This is a genomic window from Streptomyces sp. NPDC022910 (assembly GCF_055561075.1).
On record NZ_JBVHHL010000054.1, the window covers coordinates 1 to 20099 of the forward strand.

Here is a 20099-nt window from a genome sequence, read left to right on the forward strand (position 1 = left end):
CCGGTGGGGGGGGGGGGGGGGGCCGGGGGGGGGGCGGGGGCCGGCCCCCCCCCCCCCCCCCCGCCCCCCCGCGGGGGGGGGGGGGGGGGCCCCCCCGGGGGGGGGGGGGCCCCCGCCCCCTGCTCGTACGGAGCCAGGCGCTCGGCCGGGGCGCCGACGGACCCTGCGTTCGCAGGATCCGCCGGACCGGCCCGGGCGCCCGGGCCGGTGCGGGCGGCCGCCGGAGCCGCCCGCACCGGCGCGCGTCAGCCGATCGCCTTGTCGATCGTCTCGGTCGCGGCCTTCCACGCGTCAGCGGGCTTGGTGCCCCGCACCTCCATGTTGTTGATCTGCGTGGAGATGGTGTCCTTGATCACGCCGTCCTTCGGGCCGAGTACGGCCTCGGGGATGGTCTTGGCCTCCTCGGCGTAGATCTGGCCGATCGGGGCGTCGTTGAAGTACGGGAGCTTCGCGGTCTTCACATCGGCGAGCTCATAGGCACCCTGGTTCGACGGGAAGATGCCGGCCGCCTTGAACACGGCCGCCTGCTGCTCGGGAGCCGTCAGCCACTTGACCAGCTCCGTGGCTTCCTTGACGTGCTTGCCGCTCTTGGGGACGGCCAGGAAGGAGCCGCCCCAGTTGGCCGCGGTCGAACCGGGCGCGCGGGAGATGTCCCACTTGCCCTTGTAGGCGTCACCGGCGTTGTTGGAGATCTGGTTTGCCATCCAGGCCGGGCACACCACGGTGGCCACGGTGCCCTTACGCAGCGCCGCGTTCCAGGGGTCGGTGAACTGGGGCAGGCCCTTGCTCAGCTTCTTCGAGGCGGCCTCGGCGGCCAGGTTCCAGCCCTTCTGCACAGCGGAGCTGTCCTTGTAGATCGCCTTGCCGTCGGCGTCGTAGTACTGCTTCGAGTCCGAGCTGACGACCGCGTTGTACATGGCGCTCGCGGAGTCCATGAAGGTGGTCCCGGAGGGAGCCTTCTTCTTGTACTGCTCACCGAGCTTGAGGTAGTCCTCCCAACCGCCCGCGACCGCCTTGGCGACGTCCTCGCGGTCCGTCGGCAGACCGGCCTTCTCGAAGAGGTCCCTGCGGTAGCACAGCGACATCGGACCGATGTCGGTGCCGGCACCGATGACCGCACCGTCCTTGGTGGTGGCCTGCTTCTCCTTCCAGGACACCCAGTCGCTCACGTTGATCGACTTGCTCAGGTCGGCGAACTTGTCCGCCTGACTGTCGACGACCTCCTTGATGCGGCCGACCTCGATGCCCGTGACGTCCCCGAGCCCACTGCCCGTGTTCAGCTGCTGAAGAAGCTTCGGGTAGTAGTCCTGCTCGTTGGCGGTGGTCTCTTCCTTCACCGTGATGTTCGGGTGCAGTTTGTGATACTGGGCGAACAGACCGGCTTCCTTGTAGCCGAACTGACCGTAGTCGGCGACCTTGAGCGTGATATTGCCGTCGGAGCCCGAGGCGTCCGAGCCCTCGTCGTCACTGCTGCAGCCCGTGAGCAGCAGGGCCGAGGCCGTCAGGACCGTCGTGGTCAGGGCCGCCGCTCTGCGGCCGCGACCGCCGCCGGTACCAGTTATGCGCATTCCACTACTCCTTGTTCCAGTGGGGAACGGGACCTCAGGAATCGGACCGCCAGCGGTCGACGGTCCGGACCTGCCCTCTCGGTTCGAGCAGCGGCCAGCCCACAGCACGCGGCTTGCGGTGCAAAGATGCTGGTCAACGGATTGCCATGTGAGGTAGAGGGAAAGGCCTTCGGTGCTTTTGGGTCCGCGTGGGACCCTCCCCCGACGTTCCGTGGGACCGCTCCCACGCGGCATGCCGGAAGACTCCTTCCTGGCGGGCCACGTGTCAAGACTTGAAAACAGCGTTGTTGCTTGAGCGTGTCCCGTACGTCACGTGAATGCGTCTCACCACGAGGGCGCCGCCACTCGGTCATCCCCGTCGGCCTCCCCGAGGATCTCCGCAGGTCACGTGCGCGTCCCAGGAGCGGAGCGGCAAGTCCGCCAGATCCACCGGGGACGTGGCCGAAATTTCCGGGTCACAATGAAGCAAGCCCTTACAGAACGCCGGAAGGTGAACGATGAGCCCTGCCGCACAGCCGCCCGATGCCGCCGGCGTCCGGCGCCCGACGCTGGACGCCGTGGCCGCTCGCGCCGGCGTCGGCCGCGGCACGGTCTCCCGAGTGATCAACGGCTCCCCCAAGGTGAGCAACCGCTCCCGGGCGGCCGTCGAGCGGGCCATCGCCGAACTCGGCTACATCCCCAACCGCGCCGCCCGTTCCCTGGTCACCCGCCGCACCGACTCGGTCGCCCTGGTCGTCCCCGAGGCCGAGACCCGCCTCTTCTCCGAGCCGTACTTCGCGGGGATCATCCGGGGCGTGTCCTCCGGACTCGCGGGCGCCGGCATGCAGTTGCTGCTGGTACTGGTGCGCGACGAGAACGAGCGCGCGGCTCGCCACGTACCTGACCGAACAGCGGGTGGACGGCGTGCTGATGGTGGCGGTCCACCACGACGACACGCTCCCGGACCTGCTGGACGAACTCGCCATTCCGACCGTGCTGGCCGGACGGCGCGGCCATCCCGAGCCTTTGGGACATGTCCGCGCGGACAACGCCGGCGGCGCCCGGGCCGCGGTCCGGCACCTGCTGGACGGGAACCGCCGGACCATCGCCACCATCACGGGGCCGCTGGACATGGACGTCGCCCGGGCCCGTCTCGACGGCTACCGAGAAGCCCTGCAGAGCGCGGGCATCACCGTCGACGAGGAGTTGATCGCGCCCGGCGACTTCACCGAGGAGGGCGGACGCGCGGCCATGCGTGAACTGCTGCGCCGACGCCCCCGTCTCGACGCCGTCTTCGCGGCCTCCGACGTGACGGCCTCGGGTGCCGTGCTCGAACTGCGCGCGTCGGGACGCCGGGTACCCGACGACGTCGCCGTCATCGGCTTCGACGACTCGATCGTGGCCCGGCACGTCGATCCCCCGCTGACCAGCGTGCGCCAGCCGATCGAGGAGATGGGCCGCACCATGGCGCGCCTCCTGCTGGACGAGATCGCCCAGCGGGGCAGCGGCCACCGCGAGGTGGTCCTGCCGACGGAACTGGTGGTGCGGAAGTCGGCCTGAGCGGCGCCCCCCTCGCGACGAACCCGAAGGCGGCGCCCGCCACGCGACGCGCCCGAGAGCAGGCACGGACGCCACGCCACGCGACGCGCCCGTGGGGCGGGCACGGAAGTCGGCCTGAGCGGCGCCCCCCTCGCGACGAACCCGAAGGCGGCGCCCGCCACGCGACGCGCCCGAGAGCAGGCACGGACGCCACGCGACGCGCCCGAGGGGCGGGCGCTGCAGCGCCCTTCGCACGGTGAGCGGTCGGACTCGAAATCCCGGCACCCGACGGTGAGCGCCCCGGCGCACCCGAAGGCGGTGTCCTGCGCCCGCCGATCACGGCGGCGGCCCCGACCGGTCCTGGCCCGTCGGGACCGGGGAACCGGCCCGTCGAGCGGACCGGACTCGGCACCCCTTCCCTATGGGAGCGCTCCCATGCACAATGGGCCCAGCCGACTCAGGGGAGACCTTCCATGACAGCGCCCGCGCCGCCCATGACCTTTCCTCCCGCCTTCCTCTGGGGCGCTGCGACCGCCGCGTACCAGATCGAGGGGGCGGTGCGGGAGGACGGCCGTACCCCCTCCATCTGGGACACCTTCAGTCACACACCGGGCCGGACGGCCGGCGGCGAGACCGGTGACATCGCTGTCGACCACTACCACCGCTACCGCGAGGACGTCGCGCTGATGGCCGAGCTGGGCCTGAACGCGTACCGCTTCTCGATCTCCTGGTCACGTGTGCAGCCGACGGGCCGGGGACCCGCGGTCCAGCGTGGCCTCGACTTCTACCGCCGCCTGGTCGACGAACTCCTGGCGCACGGCATCAAGCCGACGATCACCCTCTACCACTGGGATCTCCCCCAGGAGCTGGAGGACGCGGGCGGCTGGCCGGAGCGGGACACGGCGCTGCGCTTCGCCGAGTACGCGCAGCTCGTCGGCGAGGCCCTGGGCGACCGGGTGGAGCAGTGGATCACCCTGAACGAGCCCTGGTGCACCGCGTTCCTGGGCTATGGCTCCGGCGTGCACGCCCCGGGCCGCACGGACGCGGCGGCGTCGCTGCGCGCGGCCCATCATCTGAACCTGGCCCACGGCCTGGGGGCGTCCGCGCTCCGGTCCGTGATGCCGGACCGTAACGCGGTGGCGGTGAGCCTCAACTCGTGCCCGGTGCGGACGGTGTCACAGGACCCGGCGGGCCTGGCGGCCGGCCAAAAGATCGACGACCTTGCGAACGGCGTCTTCCACGGCCCGATGCTCCACGGGGCGTACCCGCAAACGCTGTTCCCGGCGACTGCGTCGGTCACGGACTGGTCGTACGTCCGCGACGGCGACCTGGAGGCGATCAACCAGCCACTGGACGCGCTGGGCCTCAACTACTACACGCCGACGCTCGTCTCGGCGGTTTCGGAGAGCGCTGCGAGCGGTCCGCGGGCGGACGGTCACGGCGCGAGCGCGTACTCGCCCTGGCCGGGCGCGGACGACGTGATGTTCCATCAGACGCCGGGCGACCGGACGGAGATGGGCTGGACGATCGATCCGACCGGGCTGCACGAGCTGATCATGCGCTACACCCGCGAGGCGCCGGGGCTGCCGCTGTACGTGACGGAGAACGGCGCGGCGTACGACGACAAGCCGGACCCGGACGGCCGTGTCCACGACCGCGAGCGGATCGCGTACCTGCACGGCCACCTGTCGGCGGTCCGTCGTGCCATCACGGACGGCGCGGACGTACGCGGCTACTACCTGTGGTCCCTCATGGACAACTTCGAGTGGGCGTACGGCTACGGGAAGCGGTTCGGGGCGGTGTACGTGGACTACGCGACGCTGGCCCGCACCCCGAAGTCGAGCGCGCACTGGTACGCGCGGGCGGCGCGAACGGGAGAGCTGCCGCCGGTGGAGGACTGACCGCACGGGGCGCGGCACGGGAGGGAGGTGCCGCGCCCCGTGCGGTCCACAAAACGGCTCGGCCGAGCCGCCGGACCGGTCGGCCTACTTGTACGCGCCGAACGCCTTCGAGAAGGCGAACTTGTCCTGGACGACCGAGCTGCACGTCGCGTCGGCCGTGGGCTTGGCGCCGCCGTCGCACTGCTTGTCGCGCGTGGCCGACCACATCGACAGCCAGCCCAGGCCCTTCGACTCGGCGAAGTTCACCAGCTGGGTGGCGTCGTCGACCTTGAATATCTCGGACGACACGTCGTTGATGCCGATCATCGGGGTGAGCGCGACCGTCTTCCAGGCCGCGCTGTCGGACAGGCCCAGCACGCTCTTGACCTGGGCCTGGGTGGCGGTGGCGGCCTGCTCGGCGTAGGTGCCCATGTCACCGCTGTAGGAGGCGCCGTAGTCCATCGCCATGATGTTGACGGCGGATGTCCTCACGCCGTTGGACTTGGCGTTGGAGAGCAGGTTGACGCCGTCCTGGGTCAGGCCCTCCGGCATGACGGGGAGGGTGAACGAGACATCCAGGTTCGGGTGTTGCTGCTCAAGCTTGGCGATGGCCTGGGCGCGGCGGGTGTTCGCGGCCGAGTTCGGCAGCGCGCCGCCCTCGACGTCGAAGTCGACCTTGGTGAGCTTGTACGCGTCCACGACCTTGCCGTACGCCGCTGCCAGCGCATCCGCCGAGGAGCAGGTCGTGGCCAGTTCGGAACCGGAGGCGCCGCCGAAGGAGACGCGGACGTCGCCGCCCTTGGCACGCAGGTCGCCGATCTGCGCGGCGACGGCGTCGCTGCCGATGGCGGTGACGCCTCCCCACTTGGGCGTGCAGCCGCCGCCGTCGGTGACGAAGGCAAGGTTGTAGTCCTTCACACCAGTGGCGTTCGCGGAGGCGATCAGGTCGAAGGCCGGGTAGAGGGACGTGTCGACGTACGGGGCGAAGCCGGCGCTGGTGGTCGTGCCGGATCCGGAGGTCTGGGAGGCGGTCGGGGACGGGAAGGACGTCGCCGTCGCGGTCGGAGTCGGCGTCGCGGTAGGAGTCGGCGTGGGGGTCGCGGACTGGGTCGGGCGGCCGCTGGGCTCCGGCGTGGCACCATCGTCCGCGGAACACTTCGCGCCGTCGATGAGGCAGCCGGTCGGGTCGCCCGAGCCGGTCACGACGAAGCCGACGGTCACCGACTCGCCCGCCGCCAGTCCGTCCTTGTCCCAGGACGGCGGCTTCACTATGACGCGCTTCCCGCTCACCGTCGACGCGCCGTTCCACAGCGAGCTGAGCTTCGCGCCGGACGGCAGGTCGAACTGCAGCGTCCAGTCGCCCTTGGTCTGGCCACTGTCGTTCGAGACGACGTACTGCGCGGTGTAACCCGTCGACCAGTCGCTGGTCTTGGTGTACACGGCGCCGACGCCCGCTGCATGCGCGGTGCCGGTGACCAGGATCGCTCCGCCGCCTGCGACGGAGGCGGCGACGATGCCGCCGATCACCTTGCTTCTGCCGCTGATCCTGCGCCGGTGCGTACTGCTCATCGCGTGCCTGCCTTCGCTGCTCACGGGGGGATGCGGCAGCACGCTAGCGATCCGGAATCGGGCAAACCGGTTCATCCGGACGGCAGCTGAGGATCTTAGGGTGCGCTTAAGGAAGGGATCGGGGACGGTTAAAGGTAGAGACCAATGTGCCGGACCGACGGCGGCGCACCCGGTGCCCCCGCCGCACCGGGGCCCGCCCGTCGAGCTGGAACCAGATGCGCACCTCCGTCCCGCCCAGCACCGAGGAGCCGATCCGTACGTCACCGCCGGTCGCCTCCGCGAGCCGGCGCACGATGTCCAGGCCGAGGCCCGTCGAGCCGTCACTGCCCGAACCGCGGCCCCGGGCCATCGCCGCCTCCGGGTCGAGGATGCCGGGCCCGGCGTCGGACACCAGCACGATCACCGCGTCCTCGCCGTTGTGCACGTCGACCGCGAACGCCGTGCCCTCCGGGGTGTGCCGGAAGACGTTGCCGAGCAGTGCGTCGAGCGCGGCGGCGAGGTCGGCGCGGGCCACGGGTATGCGCACCGGCCGGTCGACCCCGGCCACCCGCCACTTGCGGCCTTCGTCCTCGGCGAGCGCCGACCAGAACCTCATCCGCTCGCGCACCACCTCGGCCGCGTCGCATCCGGCGCCCGGGCCGGCCGCCGCGGTCTGCGGCTTCGCCTCCCGTGCCGTACGGATGATCGTGTCGACCTCGCGCTCCAGTTGCGCCACCGCCGCCCGGGTCTGATCGGCGGTCGGCCCGTCGCCGAGGGATGCCGCGTTCAGTCGCAGCACGGTCAGCGGGGTGCGCAGGCGGTGGGACAGGTCGGCCGCCAACTCACGTTCGTTCGCGAGCAGTTGCACGACCTGGTCGGCCATGGAGTTGAACGCGACCGCCGCCAGGCGCAGTTCGGTCGGCCCTTCCTCCGGGACCCGCGCGCCGAGCTTTCCCTCCCCCAGTTGGTGCGCGCCCTCGACCAGGCGCTGAGCGGGCTGCACCATCCGTACGCCGAGCCGGTCGGCTACCGCCACCGAGCCGACGATCAGCGCGGCACCGACCGCGGCGAGCACCGCCCAGGCCGTGCCGACGCCGTTGGTCACCTCGGACTCGGGCACGTACACCTCGACGACGGCGATCGCCCCGGTGCTGAGCGCCGTGGGCTGAAGCAGCGTCGAGCCGCCCGGGACCTCGGTGGTGGTAGCCCGGCCGAGACTGCGCGTGATCGCGATGTCCTTGCCGGCGGCGCGCTGCCGGCCGATGTCGACCGCCTTCGCGTCCTCGCCCGCCGGTATGTGCACGGCGATCCCGTCGTCCGAGCCCGCCGAGGCGACGACCCGCTCCAGCTGGTCCCGGTCGGTGGTGATGGACAGCGCGGGCGCGATCGCGGCGGCCTCCCGCTCCGCGTTCGAGAAGGCACGGTCCCGCGCCATCTCCTTGATGACGAGGCCGAGCGGAACGGCGAAGGCGACCACGACCATCGTGGTCACCGCCACACAGACCTTGACCAGTGCCCACCTCATGGCAGCGGCTCCGTCCTCGGTGGTTCCAGCTTGACGCCGACGCCCCGCAGGGTGTGCAGATAGCGCGGCCTAGCCGCCGTCTCGCCCAGCTTCCGCCTGAGCCAGGAGAGATGGACGTCGATGGTCTGATCGTCCCCGTACGACTGCTGCCACACCTCGGCCAGCAGTTCCCTGCGCGGCACGACGACGCCGGGCCGGCCCGCGAGGAACGCGAGCAGGTCGAACTCACGGCGCGTCAGGTCAAGGGGCATACCGTCCAGTTCCGCGAGGCGGCGCAGGGGGTCGATGGCGAGACCGCCGACCCGGATGACCGTCGGCGGCGCGGCGTCCGCGGCGGCCGCGCGGGAGCGGCGCAGCACCGCCGCGATCCGTGCCGAGAGATGCTCGACCGAGAACGGTTTGGTCAGATAGTCGTCCGCGCCCGCGTTGAGCAACCGGACGACCTCCGCCTCGTCGTCGCGTGCCGTGGCGATGATCACCGGGACGTCGGTGATGCCGCGCAGCATCTTCAGCGCCTCGGAACCGTCGAGATCGGGCAGCCCGAGGTCGAGGATCACGACGTCGAAAGGGAGGTGGGCGACCTCGCGCAGCGCCTCCAATGCGGTGCCGACGCTGCGCACGGTGTGCCCGGCCTCCGTCAGATGCCTGATGAGCGCCGAGCGTACGAACTGGTCGTCCTCGACCACGAGCACACTTGCCATGGGCGGCACCGTACGCCATGCGGGGAGGGGGGTCCGGGGCCTGTGGACAACTCCCGCTGCGGCAACGGGACAAACGGAACTGTGTGCGACCCGTGAGACACCGGTGGGGCGTGTGGGGCAGTATGGCCGGGATGCTCAGAGGACTCGTACACGTACTGGCATGGTCGCTCGCCACCGGCGCGGCGGTCACGCTGGCGTGGTGGGGTGTCCACACGGTGATGGCGGGGACCGCGTACGACCCGCCGCGCGCCCTGCCCATCACGGCGGCCGGCGCGACGGCACAGGGGGCGCCGCCGCGGGCCGCGTCGACGCAGCGGCCCGAGCCGTCGAGGAGCGCGGACCGCAAGCCCTCGCCGAGCCCGACGCCCACCCCCTCGAAGACGGCCGGTACGAGCCCCGCCCCGACCCCGACGGCGCCCTCGTCCGGCCGGGTCAAGAGCTACGACACCGACGGCGGACGGGTGGTGTTCGACTTGGGGACGACGTCCGCGACGCTGGTGTCCGCGACCCCCGGTCCGGGCTGGTCGATGCAGGTGTGGAAGACGGAGACATGGATCCGCGTGGAGTTCGCCTCGGGCGTGGACCGGGTGTCGGTGTTCTGCACCTGGCACGACGGGCCGCCGCACGTGGAGATCGGGAACTACTGAGAGGCCGGGAGGTCGGATCAGCGGAAGACCGACGGCGGCGGCGCCGGTGACGCCACGGCCGCGGCGTCCGTGACCGCCGCCGCGCCACCCGTGAAGTCGGTCAGTGCCTTGCCGTGCTCCACGCGCGCGGGATGGGGGTCCGAGGCGGCACGACGGGTCAGTTCGGCGACCGGGAGCGGGTGGGCGGAGGCGACCAGGACCGCGTTCCCGAAACGCTTGCCGCGCAGGACGACGGGGTCGGCGATCAGTGCGAGCTCGGGGAAGACGGCCGCCGCGGTCGAGATCTGGCCGCGCAGATGAGCGAGCGGCGGGCCGTCGGCGAGGTTGGCCGCGTACTGCCCGCCGTCCTTCAGCACCCTGCGGACGTCGGTGAGGAACTCGACCGACGTCAGGTGCGCCGGGGTGCGCGCTCCGCTGAACACATCGGCGATGACCAGGTCCGCCCATCCGTCCGGCACCTTGACGAGCCCCTCACGGGCGTCCGTGGAGCGCACCCGTATCCGGGCGTTCGGGTCCAACGGCAATGTGCGCCGCACCAGTTGGACGAGGGCGGCGTCGCGCTCGACGACCTGCTGGGTGGAGCGGGGACGGGTGGCGGCGGTGTACCGGGCGAGGGTGAACGCGCCGCCGCCGAGGTGCACGACGTGCACCGGGCGGCCGAAGGGGGCGGCCAGGTCGATGACGTGTCCGAGGCGACGCTGGTACTCGAAGCCGAGGTACGCCGGGGCGTCGAGGTCGACGTGCGACTGCGGGGCGCCGTCGATGAGCAAGGTCCAGGCACGTGCCCGGTCCCGGTCGGGTATCAACTGGGCGAGCCCGCCGTCGACCGTCTCGACGACGGCCTCGCCTGCCTTGCCGCGCCGCGCGTTCCGTGACCTGCCCATCCCGCCATTATCGGGGGCCGGGCGGAGGGCGGCCCACCGGCGGCTTCCGGGGCCCTGGCCCGACTCGCGCCGTCAGCGAACGCCTACCGACAGTTGTCGGCAGCCTCGAGCAACCGGGCCGCCTCTCCGAGCGCCTCCCGGAGCACCACCGGGTCCGTGGCCAGTTCCGCGTCGCCGGGCGGAAGCAACCAGTCCGAGCCCTCGACCGGCGGTTCCGGAGCGGTGAGGCCGCGCCCGTCCGTCTGCGTGCACGTGCTCCCGGGGACGTCCCAGGCGTCCGCCGTGCCGGGCGGGACCAGGAAGCCCAGGGTGTCGCAGCCGTCGTCGTGGAGGACGGGCCCGACGCAGTCGCCCGCGCCGCGACGGAGGATGTCGACGGCCTCGAGTCCCTGGCGGGCCGGGACGGTGACGAGGTCGGGGGCCGGCTGCGGCGGTGCGCTGCACTCCGGGGTCGGCAGGTGCCGCGCGGTCGACGGCTGCGTACGGAACTCGGTGCTCTGCGTGGTCTGCATCCCGGCCTCCAAAGCGGAACCCCTCCTCGACCAGTGAGTTGGGTCGGGAGTTCGGGGGGCTCCCGGTCCACAGGGTTCAACGCTTCGGAACGTCAACGGCAACGGGCACAACACTGCCGCAAAGGATGGCAGTTCATGGCAGATCGCGTATGAGATATCCGGTTTGTAGCCAAACCTCGCATGACCACTCCTGCGAGACAGGTACGTTCTTGCACCGCCGGACGCAGGGAACCAACTGGCACCATGCGGGCAAGTCGTCCTGAATCCGGCATGGTTCGACGGTTCGCACGAGAGGGCCCGGCCATGACCTCGTCCCAGACCCCCCGGCCACCGCGGCCGAACCTCGCCTTCCGGCAGTTGCGCGGACAGCGCTCGCCGGGCGAGTTCGCCGCGGCGGTACGCCGCGCCGCACGCGAGATCGGCGAGCGGGTCAGCTGCGACGCGCGATACGTCGGACGGGTCGAGGCGGGCGAGATCCGTTGCCCCAACTACGCCTACGAACGGGTGTTCCTGCATATGTTCCCCGGTCGCACGCTCGCGGACCTGGGGTTCGCGCCGCGCTCGGCGGTACGCGGCCGAGGGGCGCGCACCACCGACGAGGCGCCCCCCGCGCACACCAACCGCCGTCCGTACACCCCGGGTGAGACGCCCGAGGCGTACGAGACATATGACACGCCAGATACCTACGAGACGCACGAGTCGTACGACAGACACGCGTACGACGCACAGAACCACGAGGAGAGCGACGTGCAGCGTCGCGCATTCATGACCGGCGGCACCGTCACGGTGGCTGCCGCCTCCCTGACCCCATTCGGGCTCACCTTCGGCGGCCCGGCAGCGGCCGCGGGACCTCCCGTCCACCGCGCGGGCTCGTCCGAGGCGGGCGCACTCGAGGAAGCCGTACGCAAGATCCGCCTGCTCGACGACCGGCACGGTGCGGACGGGCTCTACCGGCGCGCCGCGGCCCCGCTGCGCGCCGCCTACGCGCTGCTCGACGCGGGCACCACCCGGCAGGCGGTCACCGACCGGCTGTACGCGGGCGCGGGTGAACTGGCCATCTCGGTCGGATGGCTGGCACACGACTCGGGACGCTTCGACGACGCCCGTTCGCACTACGCGGAGGCCCTGGCCACGGCCCGGATGTCCGGAGACCCGGGCCTGGAGGCGCACGCCTTCTGCAACACCGCCTTCCTCGCGCGCGACGCGGGCCGGCCCCGGGAGGCCGTACGGGCTGCGCAGGCGGCCCAGCGCGCCGCGCGTCCCCTCGGCTCGCACCGCCTGATGTCGCTGCTCGCCCTGCGGGAGGCGGGCGGCTGGGCGGGGCTCGCCGACCGGGCCGGCTGCGAGCAGGCGCTGGCCCGGGCACAGGCTCTGTTCGAGCGGGGGACGGCGGACACGGACCCCGAGTGGATGACGTTCTACGGCGAGGCCGAACTGGAGGGCCTGGAGGCGCAGTGCTGGTCCACGCTGGGCGACTGGCCCCGCGCGGCCCGGCACGCCCGGCGCGCCGCCCGCCTCCAGGATCCGCACTTCACCCGGAACATCGCCCTGTACACGGCGGAACTGGCCGACGACCTGGCCCGCGGCGGCCGCCCCGACGAGGCGGCCGAGGCCGGCCGGCGCGTCCTGGACCTCCTGGACGAGGTCCAGTCGTCCAGGATCCAGACGATGCTGGCGGGCACGGCAAGGGTCCTGCTGCCGCACCGCCGGGCGTCGGGGGTCTCGGCCTTCCTGGACCGCCACGCCTCGCTCCCCAGGATCGCGTGAGGGCGCCGGCTACGCCGTGAGATGCCCCATGTCGTTCCACGACTCGATCGCCGGTTCCCCATAGGCCCAGCCCAGCACCGACAACGACGTCGGGTTGAGCCTGATCCGCGCGGCGAACTCCAGCGGCAGCCCCAGCCAGCGCGCCCCTATGGAGCGCAGGATGTGGCCGTGCGCGAAGACCAGGACGTCGCGGTCCGCCGCGCGGGCCCAGGTCACGACCTCGTCCGCGCGCGCGGACACCTCGGCCAGGGTCTCCCCCTCGGGGACACCGTCCCGCCAGATGAGCCAGCCCGGCCTGATCGCCTCAATCTCGGCCGGCGTCATCCCCTCGTACGCTCCGTAGTCCCACTCCAGCAACGCGTCCCAGGCGCTCGCCCGCTCGCCGAACCCGGCGAGTTCGCACGTCTCACGCGCGCGTGCCAGCGGACTCATGCGCACCTCGACACCGGGCAGCCCGTCGAACGGTGCCCGGTGCAGCCGCTCCCCCAGGAGCTTGGCGCCCCGTCGCCCCTCCTCCAGGAGCGGTACGTCGGTCCTGCCGGTGTGCTTGCCGGACAGCGACCACTCGGTCTGTCCGTGCCGGGCCAGCAGGATGCGCGGTGCCATGAGCGTCCTTTCCGGAATGAATCAACGGGATGAATCAAGGAGAAATCAGCAAGGAAGTCACACCATCATCGCGCACCCCGTAGACGGGCAACCCGGCGGGCGATCTCTGCGTCTTTGAGGGCCGGGGGCGCCCCATGGGAGCGGGCGCATACGCCGTAAAGTGACACGACCTGGCCACCGGGGGCCGCAGCAGTACAGAAGGGGGAGGGCGAATCGGATGCCGCAGGCCGAGACACCAGGCACCGGGTGGAGCCCGCTGACCCGGCTGCGGTGGTGGACCGAACTGCCCTTGATCCTGGTGGTGTACCTCTCGTACTCCGCCGGGCGGCTGCTCGTCCGGGGCGACGTCGACGACGCCGTCGAGCACGGCAAGGCGATACTGCACGTGGAGAAGCTGCTCCACCTCAACGCCGAGCACCCGCTGAACCGTCTCTTCACCCGCGAGGCGTGGCTCGGCGTACCGGCCGACTTCTGGTACGCGTCACTGCACTACCTGGTGACCCCGGCGCTCCTGGTGTGGCTGTTCCGTCGCCGCGCAGAGCATTACCGCGTGGCCCGGACCTGGCTGATGACGTCCACGTTCATCGGTCTGATCGGCTTCACCCTGCTGCCGACCTGTCCGCCCCGCCTGCTGGCCGCGGGCCATGGTTTCGTCGACACGATGGCCCAGTACAGCACGTACGGCTGGTGGGGCGGCGACGCGAGCGCGCCGCGGGGCCTGGGCGGTATGACGAACCAGTACGCGGCGATGCCGAGCCTGCACGTCGGCTGGGCGTTGTGGTGCGGCGTGATGCTGTGGCGGTACGGCGGCACGCGCTGGACCAGGGCGGCGGGCGTCGCCTACCCGCTGCTCACCGCGATCGTCGTGATGGGCACCGCGAACCACTACTTCCTCGACGCGGTCGCGGGCGCCGCCGTCATGGGCACCGGCTTCCTGCTGACCCGGCCGGTGATGCGGGCCGCAGCCGCGGTCCGCGTCCGGGTGCGGGCACGGACCGCCGCCACGGTGGACGCCTCGCGCATCACAAGTTCTTCAATTGTCAGTGCCGGGTGCCAGACTTCGACGGGTGAGCGAATTCCCCGACAGCGCATCTCCCGCCCCGGACCGGGAGCCGAGCCGGGTGCCTCCCCCGCGGATGCGGGGGACGGCGCTGCGGCAGCGGCTCGCTGAGCTGCGCGGCCCCTCCGTACCGCCCAAGGCGCTCGACGCACGCGCCCTCGCCGCGCTCGCCGCGAACCCGGGGTGCAGGCGGCGCGCGCTCCTGGACGGCGCGGGGGTGGACAAGGCGGCGCTGGCGGGCGCGCTGGGCGCCCCCTCGGCGTTCGGACAGTCGCAGTTCGCCTTCATGCGGGGCAACGCGTTCGAGGCCCGGGTCAAGGCGAACGGCGGCGCGGAACTGCTGCGCCTGGTGCGCGAGAAGCTGGACCCGACCGCCGAGCCGCCGGAGGGAGCGCTCGTTCCCGACCTCACCGCTGTCGGCCCGGAAGGCCGCGCCGCCCGTACGGCGCTGGCGTTGCGCGAGGCCACCGAGACGCGCGGCTGGGCGCTGCTCGACCACCCCATGCTCGCCCTGGACGTGGCAGGCTCGCCCGCGTTCCTGGAGCCCGACGCGGTGGTGGTGCACCCGGACGGCAGCTGGACCGTCGTGGAGATCAAGTCCTTCCCCATGCTGGACGGTTCGGCCGATCCTGCGAAGGTGGGGGCGGCGGCCCGCCAGTCCGCGGTCTACGTGCTTGCGCTGGAGGAGGTCGCCGCCCACCTCGGCACGCCCCTCCGACAAGACAGCGCCCCCGCGCCCGTGGTGCGCCACCGGGTCCTGCTCGTCTGCCCGAAGGACTTCTCCAACCTGCCGACCGCGTCCCCGGTCGACATCCGCAAGCAGCGCGCGGTCACCCGGCGCCAGTTGGCCCGTCTCACCCGCATCGAGGAGATCGCGGACGGCCTCCCCGACGGCACGTGCTTCGCCACCGACCTCCCGCAGGAGGAGCTGACGGACGCCGTGGAGGCGGTCCCGGCGACCTACGCGCCCGACTGCCTGGCCGCCTGTGAACTGGCCTTCCACTGCCGCGACCGCTCGCGCGCCGAGGGCGCGGTGACGTCCTACGGCCGGTCGCTGCGGGCCGAGTTGGGCGGCCTGACCACGGTGGACGAGGTCCTGGCCGCCGCCCACGGGACGGCCGGAGACCCGGACGACCCGGCGGTGGCCGCCCTGCGCAGGGCGGCACAGCTGCGGTCGGAGGCGCTCGCCGCCCGGGAGGCCGTATGTCGCTGATCGCCACCCTCGCCCGCCTGGAGGCCGTGCAGTGCGGCCGCGCCCGGCCCGCCGCCACCGTCCGGCACCGCCACCTGTCCGAGCGCCCCCTCGTCCTCGTGCCGCTCACCACCGCGGGCGAGGCCGGGGCACCGCTGGGAGCGCTCGTCGGCACCGACCGGGACGCGCCGCGGCTGCTCGTGGTGCCGCAGCCGCGCGACCGCGACCTCAGATTCGCCTTCCTCGCCGAGCTCGCCGACGTCGTCCTGCCGTACCTCGACGCTTTCGCCGACGCGGTCGAGCCCGCCGAGCGCACCGAGACCGACCCGGAGACCGGCAAGCGGGTCAAGGTCGAGGTCGACCTGTGCGCGGACGCGCCGCAGTTGATCGTGCCGAGCCGCGCGGGAATCGACTTCGTACGGCTTCTGGGGCGCTCCATGCGGTTCCGCCGCACCGCCGAGCAGGACCCGGAGACTCCGCACCCGGCGCCCCCGCGGGTGCCGCTCCTCGGCCGGTGGCTCACCCACTTCGGGGAGCGCGCCAGGGTCCCGGGTTCCTCGCTGCTGCTCGCCGCGACCGATGTGCTGACTCGGCACTGGGCGACCGGGCAGTCCTCGTTGGAGGACCAGCACCTGGGCGCGCTGCTCGCCTGGATCGATCCGCCGGAGGGCACCTCGGGCGCGGACGCGGCGCTGCGGGCCGAGCTGGCACGGGACGGAGACGGCCAGTTGCTGTGCCCGCCGGCTGGCCCCGCCACCGACCCGGCCTTCGACAACAAACTGCTTGCCCCGGCCATCGAGCGCTACGACCGCGCGCGGACCCGGCTGGCGTCCGCCGAGGACGGCGTCGAGGCGGACGACCGGTTGGGGGAACTCACCGCCGCCGAACGGGGGATCCGCGCGCTGGTCGAGAGCCGCACCCGCCCGACCTGGGACGCGGTGTGGCAGGGGCTCGACCTGCTGCGTGCACTGCCGGAGGGAGCGCACGTGGCGGACCGGTGGACCCGCGACCGCTGGTCGTTCACCGGCCACCGGGACCGCGTGGCCGCCGGGGAGCCGCCGCAGCCGCGCCGCGACGACGCGGTCACGGCGGCCAACAAGCTCGCCGCGCGCGAGCGGGAACAGGCCCGCCTCGATGCCCAGGAGGCGCTCGACGACCCGCTCGTCATGGCCGGCCGACAGCTCGCCGGGGAGGCCTTCTCGGGTGAGGTCACGGACGTCGTGATGACCTACAGCGAGGGCAAGCGGCCGAGCCCGCGCCCGCTGGTGACCGTGCGGACCGAGGACCGGCCGCATCTCGGGGAGCGCACGAGGGTGTACCGGTCGCTGGGCGGCAAGCCGCAGGCGGCCGAGTTCGTCGGACACGAGGGACACGACGGGGACGACGCGGGGGGCGGCCTCGTGGTCCTGCGCATCGTCGACAAGATGGGCCGCGGCAAGGAACCGGAGGCCGGATCCGTGCCCGAGAAGGGCGACCACGTCTGTTTCACGGTCTTCGAGCACGAGCAGCGCGGCGGTCCGAAGCTGCCCGACCCGGAGGAGACGCCGTGGACGCATGGCGGGCCGCCGGGCGAGGCCGACGCACTGCCGCAGCCGGATCCGGTGACCGAGGAGGACGTTCTGTGACCGTGTTCGCCCGGCCGGGCAGGGCCTTCGATCCGGGGACCGCGGCCGCCCGGGCCACCGAGGCGATCCTGCACGACACGCTGCACGGTGCGCACCGGGGGGTCGTCGTCGACTCGCCGCCGGGCGCCGGGAAGTCGACGCTCGTCGTCCGGGCCGCGCTCGAACTGGCGGCGGCCGGACGGCCGCTGATGGTGATCGCGCAGACCAACGCGCAGGTGGACGACCTGGTGGTGCGGCTGGCGGAGAAGGACCCCGAGCTGCCGGTCGGACGGCTGCACAGCAGCGATCCGGACCCGTACGACAAGGCCCTCGACGACCTGCCGCAGGTCCGGAAGTCGACCAAAGCGGCCGACCTGGCCGGCCTGGACGTCGTCATCTCGACCGCCGCCAAGTGGGCGCACGTCAAGGACGTCGAACCGTGGCGGCACGCGATCGTCGACGAGGCGTACCAGATGCGCTCGGACGCGCTGCTGGCGGTGGCGGGCCTGTTCGAACGAGCGCTGTTCGTCGGGGACCCAGGGCAGTTGGACCCGTTCGCGATCGTGGGCGCGGAGCAGTGGGCGGGCCTGTCGTACGACCCGTCGGCCTCCGCCGTGACCACCCTTCTGGCCCACAACCCCGAGCTGCCGCAGCACCGGCTGCCGGTGTCGTGGCGGCTGCCGGCGTCGGCGGCGCCGCTGGTCTCGGACGCGTTCTACCCGTACACGCCGTTCCGCAGCGGGACGGAGCACGGGGACCGGCGGCTGCGGTTCGGGGTGCCCTCGGACGGCTCCGGGCCCGACCGGGTGATCGACGAAGCGGCCGAGGCCGGCTGGGGGCTGCTGGAGCTCCCCGCACGGCACACCCCGAGGACGGATCCCGAGGCGGTCCGGGCGGTGGCGACGGTCGTGCGGCGGCTGCTTGACCGGGGCGGGGCGGCGGTTTCGGAGCGCGCGGAAGACCCGGTGCCGCTGACGGCGGACCGGATCGCCGTCGGTACGGCGCACCGGGACCAGGCGGCGGCGGTGCGCTCCGCGCTGGGGGACCTCGGAGTGACGGACGTGACGGTGGACACGGCCAACCGGCTCCAGGGCCGGGAGTTCGATGTGACGGTGGTGCTGCATCCGCTGTCGGGGCGGCCGGACGCGACGGCGTTCCACCTGGAGACCGGTCGGCTGTGTGTGCTGGCGTCCCGCCACCGCCACGCGTGCATCGTGGTGTGCCGGGCGGGGGTCTCGGACCTGCTGGACGACCATCCGTCGACGGAGCCGGTGCAGCTGGGCGTGACGGTGAAGTTTCCCGATGGCTGGGAGGCGAACCACGCGGTGCTCTCCCATCTGGCGGAGCACCGGGTGGCGTGGCGGCCCTGACCGGCGGGTACGCCGGGACGGCCGGCAGCGCTCGGCGACGGGGAACATCACGTGGCCCGGCGTCCTTGAGACTGCGGGAGACGTGCGGCGCGGGGAGCGCGGAGCAGTGGCGTGCGCGCGCTCCTTCGTCCCCTTGCGTCGCCGCGAGACAATGGATGGTGGCCCTCCCCCAGGGCGGCACCACCCCAACAGTACGAGGAGGACAAGACATGGCGGAGCCCGAGCCGCGTCGGAACGAGCCGCGGCTACGCCCCGCGCCCCTGCTCTTCGAGCCCGCGGAGGCGGCCTCCGACCCGGAGCACTTCTTCGACCTGGAGTCGATCGACGACCCGCGGGCGCTGCTTGCGCGGGCCACGGAGCTGGCGCAGGCGTTTCGCGCGGCGGCGGACCGGGCGGTGGAGTACCAGGCGATCGCCGCGGCCCAGCTCGCCGATCCGCGCCGCTTCGACCGGCTGACGCCGGCGGCGATCGCCGAGCGCGCGGAGTGGACCGAGGACTACGCGAAGAAGATGGTGGAGTTCGGCCAGGACCTGCTGAGCGGGGCGGAGACGAGCGGGCCGGAGAGCCTGGGCTGAGCGTCCGGTCCTCGAACGCCGGGCGGGGGTCCCGGCCATGCGAAAGATCGTTTGGCATATGCCGGGTGGCACAATACTCCGCCCCGCCCCGCCCTGTCCCGATTTTCCGCAACTCTCCGAGACGGTTCGCTCACCGCCGGTAGATCTGACTGCCATGAGCAGTGGAACGCCGTTCACCGAACCCTTCCGCGCACCCACCCCCGATCGCTTCGACGTCTCAGGCGTCACCTCGGAGGGCGCCGCGTGGCTCGCCTCGGCAGGAACGTATCCCCGAAGCACGCTCGCGTACTGGGCGGAGCGCCCCGCCGCCCCGGTCGTCCTGCCCTGCGGCACCGCGTTCGACGTGGTCAACACGCCTGCGATCTTCGGGCGGCGCATGCTCGACCGGCTCTGGGACGAGGGGCCGGGCTCCGGGCCCGTCGCCGCGCACCGGGGGCGGATGCTGCTGTTCGCGGCGCCGGGCACGGCGCGGCGGCTGCCGGCGCTGCTCGAGTGGGAGGAGTGGGGCGGCCGTGCCGACGCGATTCCGCCGCTGCTGTGCCATGGGCCCGGTGACGCGGTGACCGTGCCCGCGGTCCGCCCCTCCGACACCGCCGTCCCCCGCCCCGAATCGCGCTGGCTGGTGGCGCCGGACACCCGTCGCCCCTGGCTTCCCGGACCGGAGATCTTCCTCTGGGCGGCCGTCCGAGCGGCCCGCACGGTCGCCTCCGCCGGCGTAGGGATATCGATTTTTCCTCCCGCCGACCAGGGTGCTAGTGTCTACGACGTCAGCAGGCGCCGCTAGCTCAGTTGGTTAGAGCAGCTGACTCTTAATCAGCGGGTCCGGGGTTCGAGTCCCTGGCGGCGCACGATGGCGATGGCGAGTGGTGTTCGCGGAAAGCGCGAACCGCTCGCCATCGTTGTTTTTGCGCGGCTTCGCCGCGCGTTGCCGGGGCTTTGCCACCCACACCCCCTGTCCCAGGCCATGCGGCAGTGACCGCCCGGTGCGAACGGGGCCTCGCCCCACACCCGACCCCAGAGCACGCCACAGAAACCGCCCGGCACGAACCGGGGCCTCGCCCCGGCACCCGACCCCAGGGCCCGCTGCAGTGACCGCCCGGCACGAACCGGGGCCTCGCCCCGGCACCCCATCCCAGAGCACG

16 protein-coding genes, 1 tRNA gene and 1 pseudogene are annotated in these 20099 nt (G+C 72.5%); 11 read left to right on the top strand and 7 right to left on the bottom strand.

Annotated features, from left to right (window positions below):
* Positions 1–245: 245 nt before the first annotated feature.
* The gene (locus tag ACZ3TS_RS33655; protein WP_467625471.1) at positions 246–1568 is read right to left on the bottom strand and encodes an ABC transporter substrate-binding protein; all 1323 of its coding nucleotides are present in this window, start codon (positions 1566–1568) and stop codon (positions 246–248) included.
* Positions 1569–2065: 497 nt separating this feature from the next.
* Between ACZ3TS_RS33655 and ACZ3TS_RS33660 the strand changes: the two are divergent.
* Both ACZ3TS_RS33660 and ACZ3TS_RS33665 read left to right on the top strand, forming a co-directional pair.
* Positions 2066–3107: pseudogene (locus ACZ3TS_RS33660) on the top strand (LacI family DNA-binding transcriptional regulator).
* A 452-nt stretch (positions 3108–3559) separates the two neighbouring features.
* Positions 3560–4987, top strand: coding sequence for a GH1 family beta-glucosidase (locus ACZ3TS_RS33665; protein WP_467625473.1), 1428 nt, complete (start codon positions 3560–3562; stop codon positions 4985–4987).
* Positions 4988–5071: 84 nt separating this feature from the next.
* Here ACZ3TS_RS33665 and ACZ3TS_RS33670 read toward each other — a convergent pair whose 3' ends face one another.
* From ACZ3TS_RS33670 to ACZ3TS_RS33680, 3 genes are all read right to left on the bottom strand, one after another.
* A complete protein-coding gene (locus ACZ3TS_RS33670; protein WP_467625475.1) occupies positions 5072–6535 on the bottom strand; it encodes a glycoside hydrolase family 18 protein in 1464 nt (487 codons plus the stop codon).
* Between the two features lie 106 nt (positions 6536–6641).
* On the bottom strand, positions 6642–8039 hold the full coding sequence (locus ACZ3TS_RS33675) for a sensor histidine kinase (protein WP_467625477.1): 1398 nt from the start codon (positions 8037–8039) through the stop codon (positions 6642–6644).
* On the bottom strand, positions 8036–8740 hold the full coding sequence (locus ACZ3TS_RS33680; RefSeq protein WP_467625479.1) for a response regulator transcription factor: 705 nt from the start codon (positions 8738–8740) through the stop codon (positions 8036–8038). The genes ACZ3TS_RS33675 and ACZ3TS_RS33680 overlap by 4 nt, the downstream gene beginning before the upstream one ends.
* Positions 8741–8871: 131 nt before the next feature.
* Between ACZ3TS_RS33680 and ACZ3TS_RS33685 the strand changes: the two genes are divergently transcribed.
* Positions 8872–9387 carry a hypothetical protein gene (locus ACZ3TS_RS33685; RefSeq protein WP_467625482.1) on the top strand — a complete coding sequence of 172 codons (516 nt, stop codon included), beginning with the start codon at positions 8872–8874 and terminating at the stop codon, positions 9385–9387.
* 17 nt (positions 9388–9404) lie between these two features.
* Here ACZ3TS_RS33685 and ACZ3TS_RS33690 read toward each other — a convergent pair whose 3' ends face one another.
* Complete coding sequence (locus ACZ3TS_RS33690) at positions 9405–10271, bottom strand: spermidine synthase (protein WP_467625485.1); 867 nt, start codon at positions 10269–10271, stop codon at positions 9405–9407.
* 83 nt (positions 10272–10354) lie between these two features.
* On the bottom strand, positions 10355–10783 hold the full coding sequence (locus ACZ3TS_RS33695; RefSeq protein ID WP_467625489.1) for a hypothetical protein: 429 nt from the start codon (positions 10781–10783) through the stop codon (positions 10355–10357).
* 303 nt (positions 10784–11086) lie between these two features.
* On the opposite strand from ACZ3TS_RS33695, the gene ACZ3TS_RS33700 reads away from it, so the two are divergent.
* Positions 11087–12550, top strand: coding sequence for a hypothetical protein (locus ACZ3TS_RS33700; protein WP_467625491.1), 1464 nt, complete (start codon positions 11087–11089; stop codon positions 12548–12550).
* A gap of 9 nt (positions 12551–12559) precedes the next feature.
* Here the strand turns inward: ACZ3TS_RS33700 and ACZ3TS_RS33705 are convergent, their stop codons facing one another.
* Positions 12560–13156 (bottom strand): histidine phosphatase family protein, encoded by a 597-nt coding sequence (locus ACZ3TS_RS33705; protein ID WP_467625493.1) that lies wholly within the window; start codon positions 13154–13156, stop codon positions 12560–12562.
* Between the two features lie 217 nt (positions 13157–13373).
* On the opposite strand from ACZ3TS_RS33705, the gene ACZ3TS_RS33710 reads away from it, so the two are divergent.
* The 7 genes from ACZ3TS_RS33710 (at position 13374) to ACZ3TS_RS33740 (ending at position 19805) form a co-directional block, all read left to right on the top strand.
* Positions 13374–14327, top strand: coding sequence for a phosphatase PAP2 family protein (locus ACZ3TS_RS33710; protein WP_467625495.1), 954 nt, complete (start codon positions 13374–13376; stop codon positions 14325–14327).
* Complete coding sequence (locus ACZ3TS_RS33715) at positions 14278–15429, top strand: hypothetical protein (protein WP_467625572.1); 1152 nt, start codon at positions 14278–14280, stop codon at positions 15427–15429. Before ACZ3TS_RS33710 ends, ACZ3TS_RS33715 begins: the two co-directional genes overlap by 50 nt.
* Positions 15420–17033, top strand: coding sequence for a hypothetical protein (locus ACZ3TS_RS33720; RefSeq protein ID WP_467625498.1), 1614 nt, complete (start codon positions 15420–15422; stop codon positions 17031–17033). The genes ACZ3TS_RS33715 and ACZ3TS_RS33720 overlap by 10 nt, the downstream gene beginning before the upstream one ends.
* On the top strand, positions 17030–18382 hold the full coding sequence (locus tag ACZ3TS_RS33725) for an AAA domain-containing protein (RefSeq protein ID WP_467625500.1): 1353 nt from the start codon (positions 17030–17032) through the stop codon (positions 18380–18382). Before ACZ3TS_RS33720 ends, ACZ3TS_RS33725 begins: the two co-directional genes overlap by 4 nt.
* A 209-nt stretch (positions 18383–18591) precedes the next feature.
* Positions 18592–18957 carry a hypothetical protein gene (locus tag ACZ3TS_RS33730; RefSeq protein ID WP_467625502.1) on the top strand — a complete coding sequence of 122 codons (366 nt, stop codon included), beginning with the start codon at positions 18592–18594 and terminating at the stop codon, positions 18955–18957.
* 154 nt (positions 18958–19111) lie between these two features.
* Positions 19112–19741 carry a bifunctional DNA primase/polymerase gene (locus ACZ3TS_RS33735; RefSeq protein ID WP_467625504.1) on the top strand — a complete coding sequence of 210 codons (630 nt, stop codon included), beginning with the start codon at positions 19112–19114 and terminating at the stop codon, positions 19739–19741.
* A tRNA-Lys gene (locus ACZ3TS_RS33740) sits at positions 19732–19805 on the top strand. Before ACZ3TS_RS33735 ends, ACZ3TS_RS33740 begins: the two co-directional genes overlap by 10 nt.
* Positions 19806–20099 lie beyond the last annotated feature (294 nt).

Bases quoted from the DNA above. Each gene is read 5' to 3' on its own strand.
- ACZ3TS_RS33705 (WP_467625493.1), bottom strand. From the start codon at position 13,156: ATGGCACCGCGCATCCTGCTGGCCCGGCACGGACAGACCGAGTGGTCG.
- ACZ3TS_RS33720 (WP_467625498.1), top strand. From the start codon at position 15,420: ATGTCGCTGATCGCCACCCTCGCCCGCCTGGAGGCCGTGCAGTGCGGC.
- ACZ3TS_RS33680 (WP_467625479.1), bottom strand. From the start codon at position 8,740: ATGGCAAGTGTGCTCGTGGTCGAGGACGACCAGTTCGTACGCTCGGCG.
- ACZ3TS_RS33665 (WP_467625473.1), top strand. From the start codon at position 3,560: ATGACAGCGCCCGCGCCGCCCATGACCTTTCCTCCCGCCTTCCTCTGG.
- ACZ3TS_RS33670 (WP_467625475.1), bottom strand. From the start codon at position 6,535: ATGAGCAGTACGCACCGGCGCAGGATCAGCGGCAGAAGCAAGGTGATC.
- ACZ3TS_RS33735 (WP_467625504.1), top strand. From the start codon at position 19,112: ATGAGCAGTGGAACGCCGTTCACCGAACCCTTCCGCGCACCCACCCCC.
- ACZ3TS_RS33685 (WP_467625482.1), top strand. From the start codon at position 8,872: ATGCTCAGAGGACTCGTACACGTACTGGCATGGTCGCTCGCCACCGGC.
- ACZ3TS_RS33700 (WP_467625491.1), top strand. From the start codon at position 11,087: ATGACCTCGTCCCAGACCCCCCGGCCACCGCGGCCGAACCTCGCCTTC.
- ACZ3TS_RS33675 (WP_467625477.1), bottom strand. From the start codon at position 8,039: ATGAGGTGGGCACTGGTCAAGGTCTGTGTGGCGGTGACCACGATGGTC.
- ACZ3TS_RS33710 (WP_467625495.1), top strand. From the start codon at position 13,374: ATGCCGCAGGCCGAGACACCAGGCACCGGGTGGAGCCCGCTGACCCGG.
- ACZ3TS_RS33695 (WP_467625489.1), bottom strand. From the start codon at position 10,783: ATGCAGACCACGCAGAGCACCGAGTTCCGTACGCAGCCGTCGACCGCG.
- ACZ3TS_RS33730 (WP_467625502.1), top strand. From the start codon at position 18,592: ATGGCGGAGCCCGAGCCGCGTCGGAACGAGCCGCGGCTACGCCCCGCG.
- ACZ3TS_RS33655 (WP_467625471.1), bottom strand. From the start codon at position 1,568: ATGCGCATAACTGGTACCGGCGGCGGTCGCGGCCGCAGAGCGGCGGCC.
- ACZ3TS_RS33690 (WP_467625485.1), bottom strand. From the start codon at position 10,271: ATGGGCAGGTCACGGAACGCGCGGCGCGGCAAGGCAGGCGAGGCCGTC.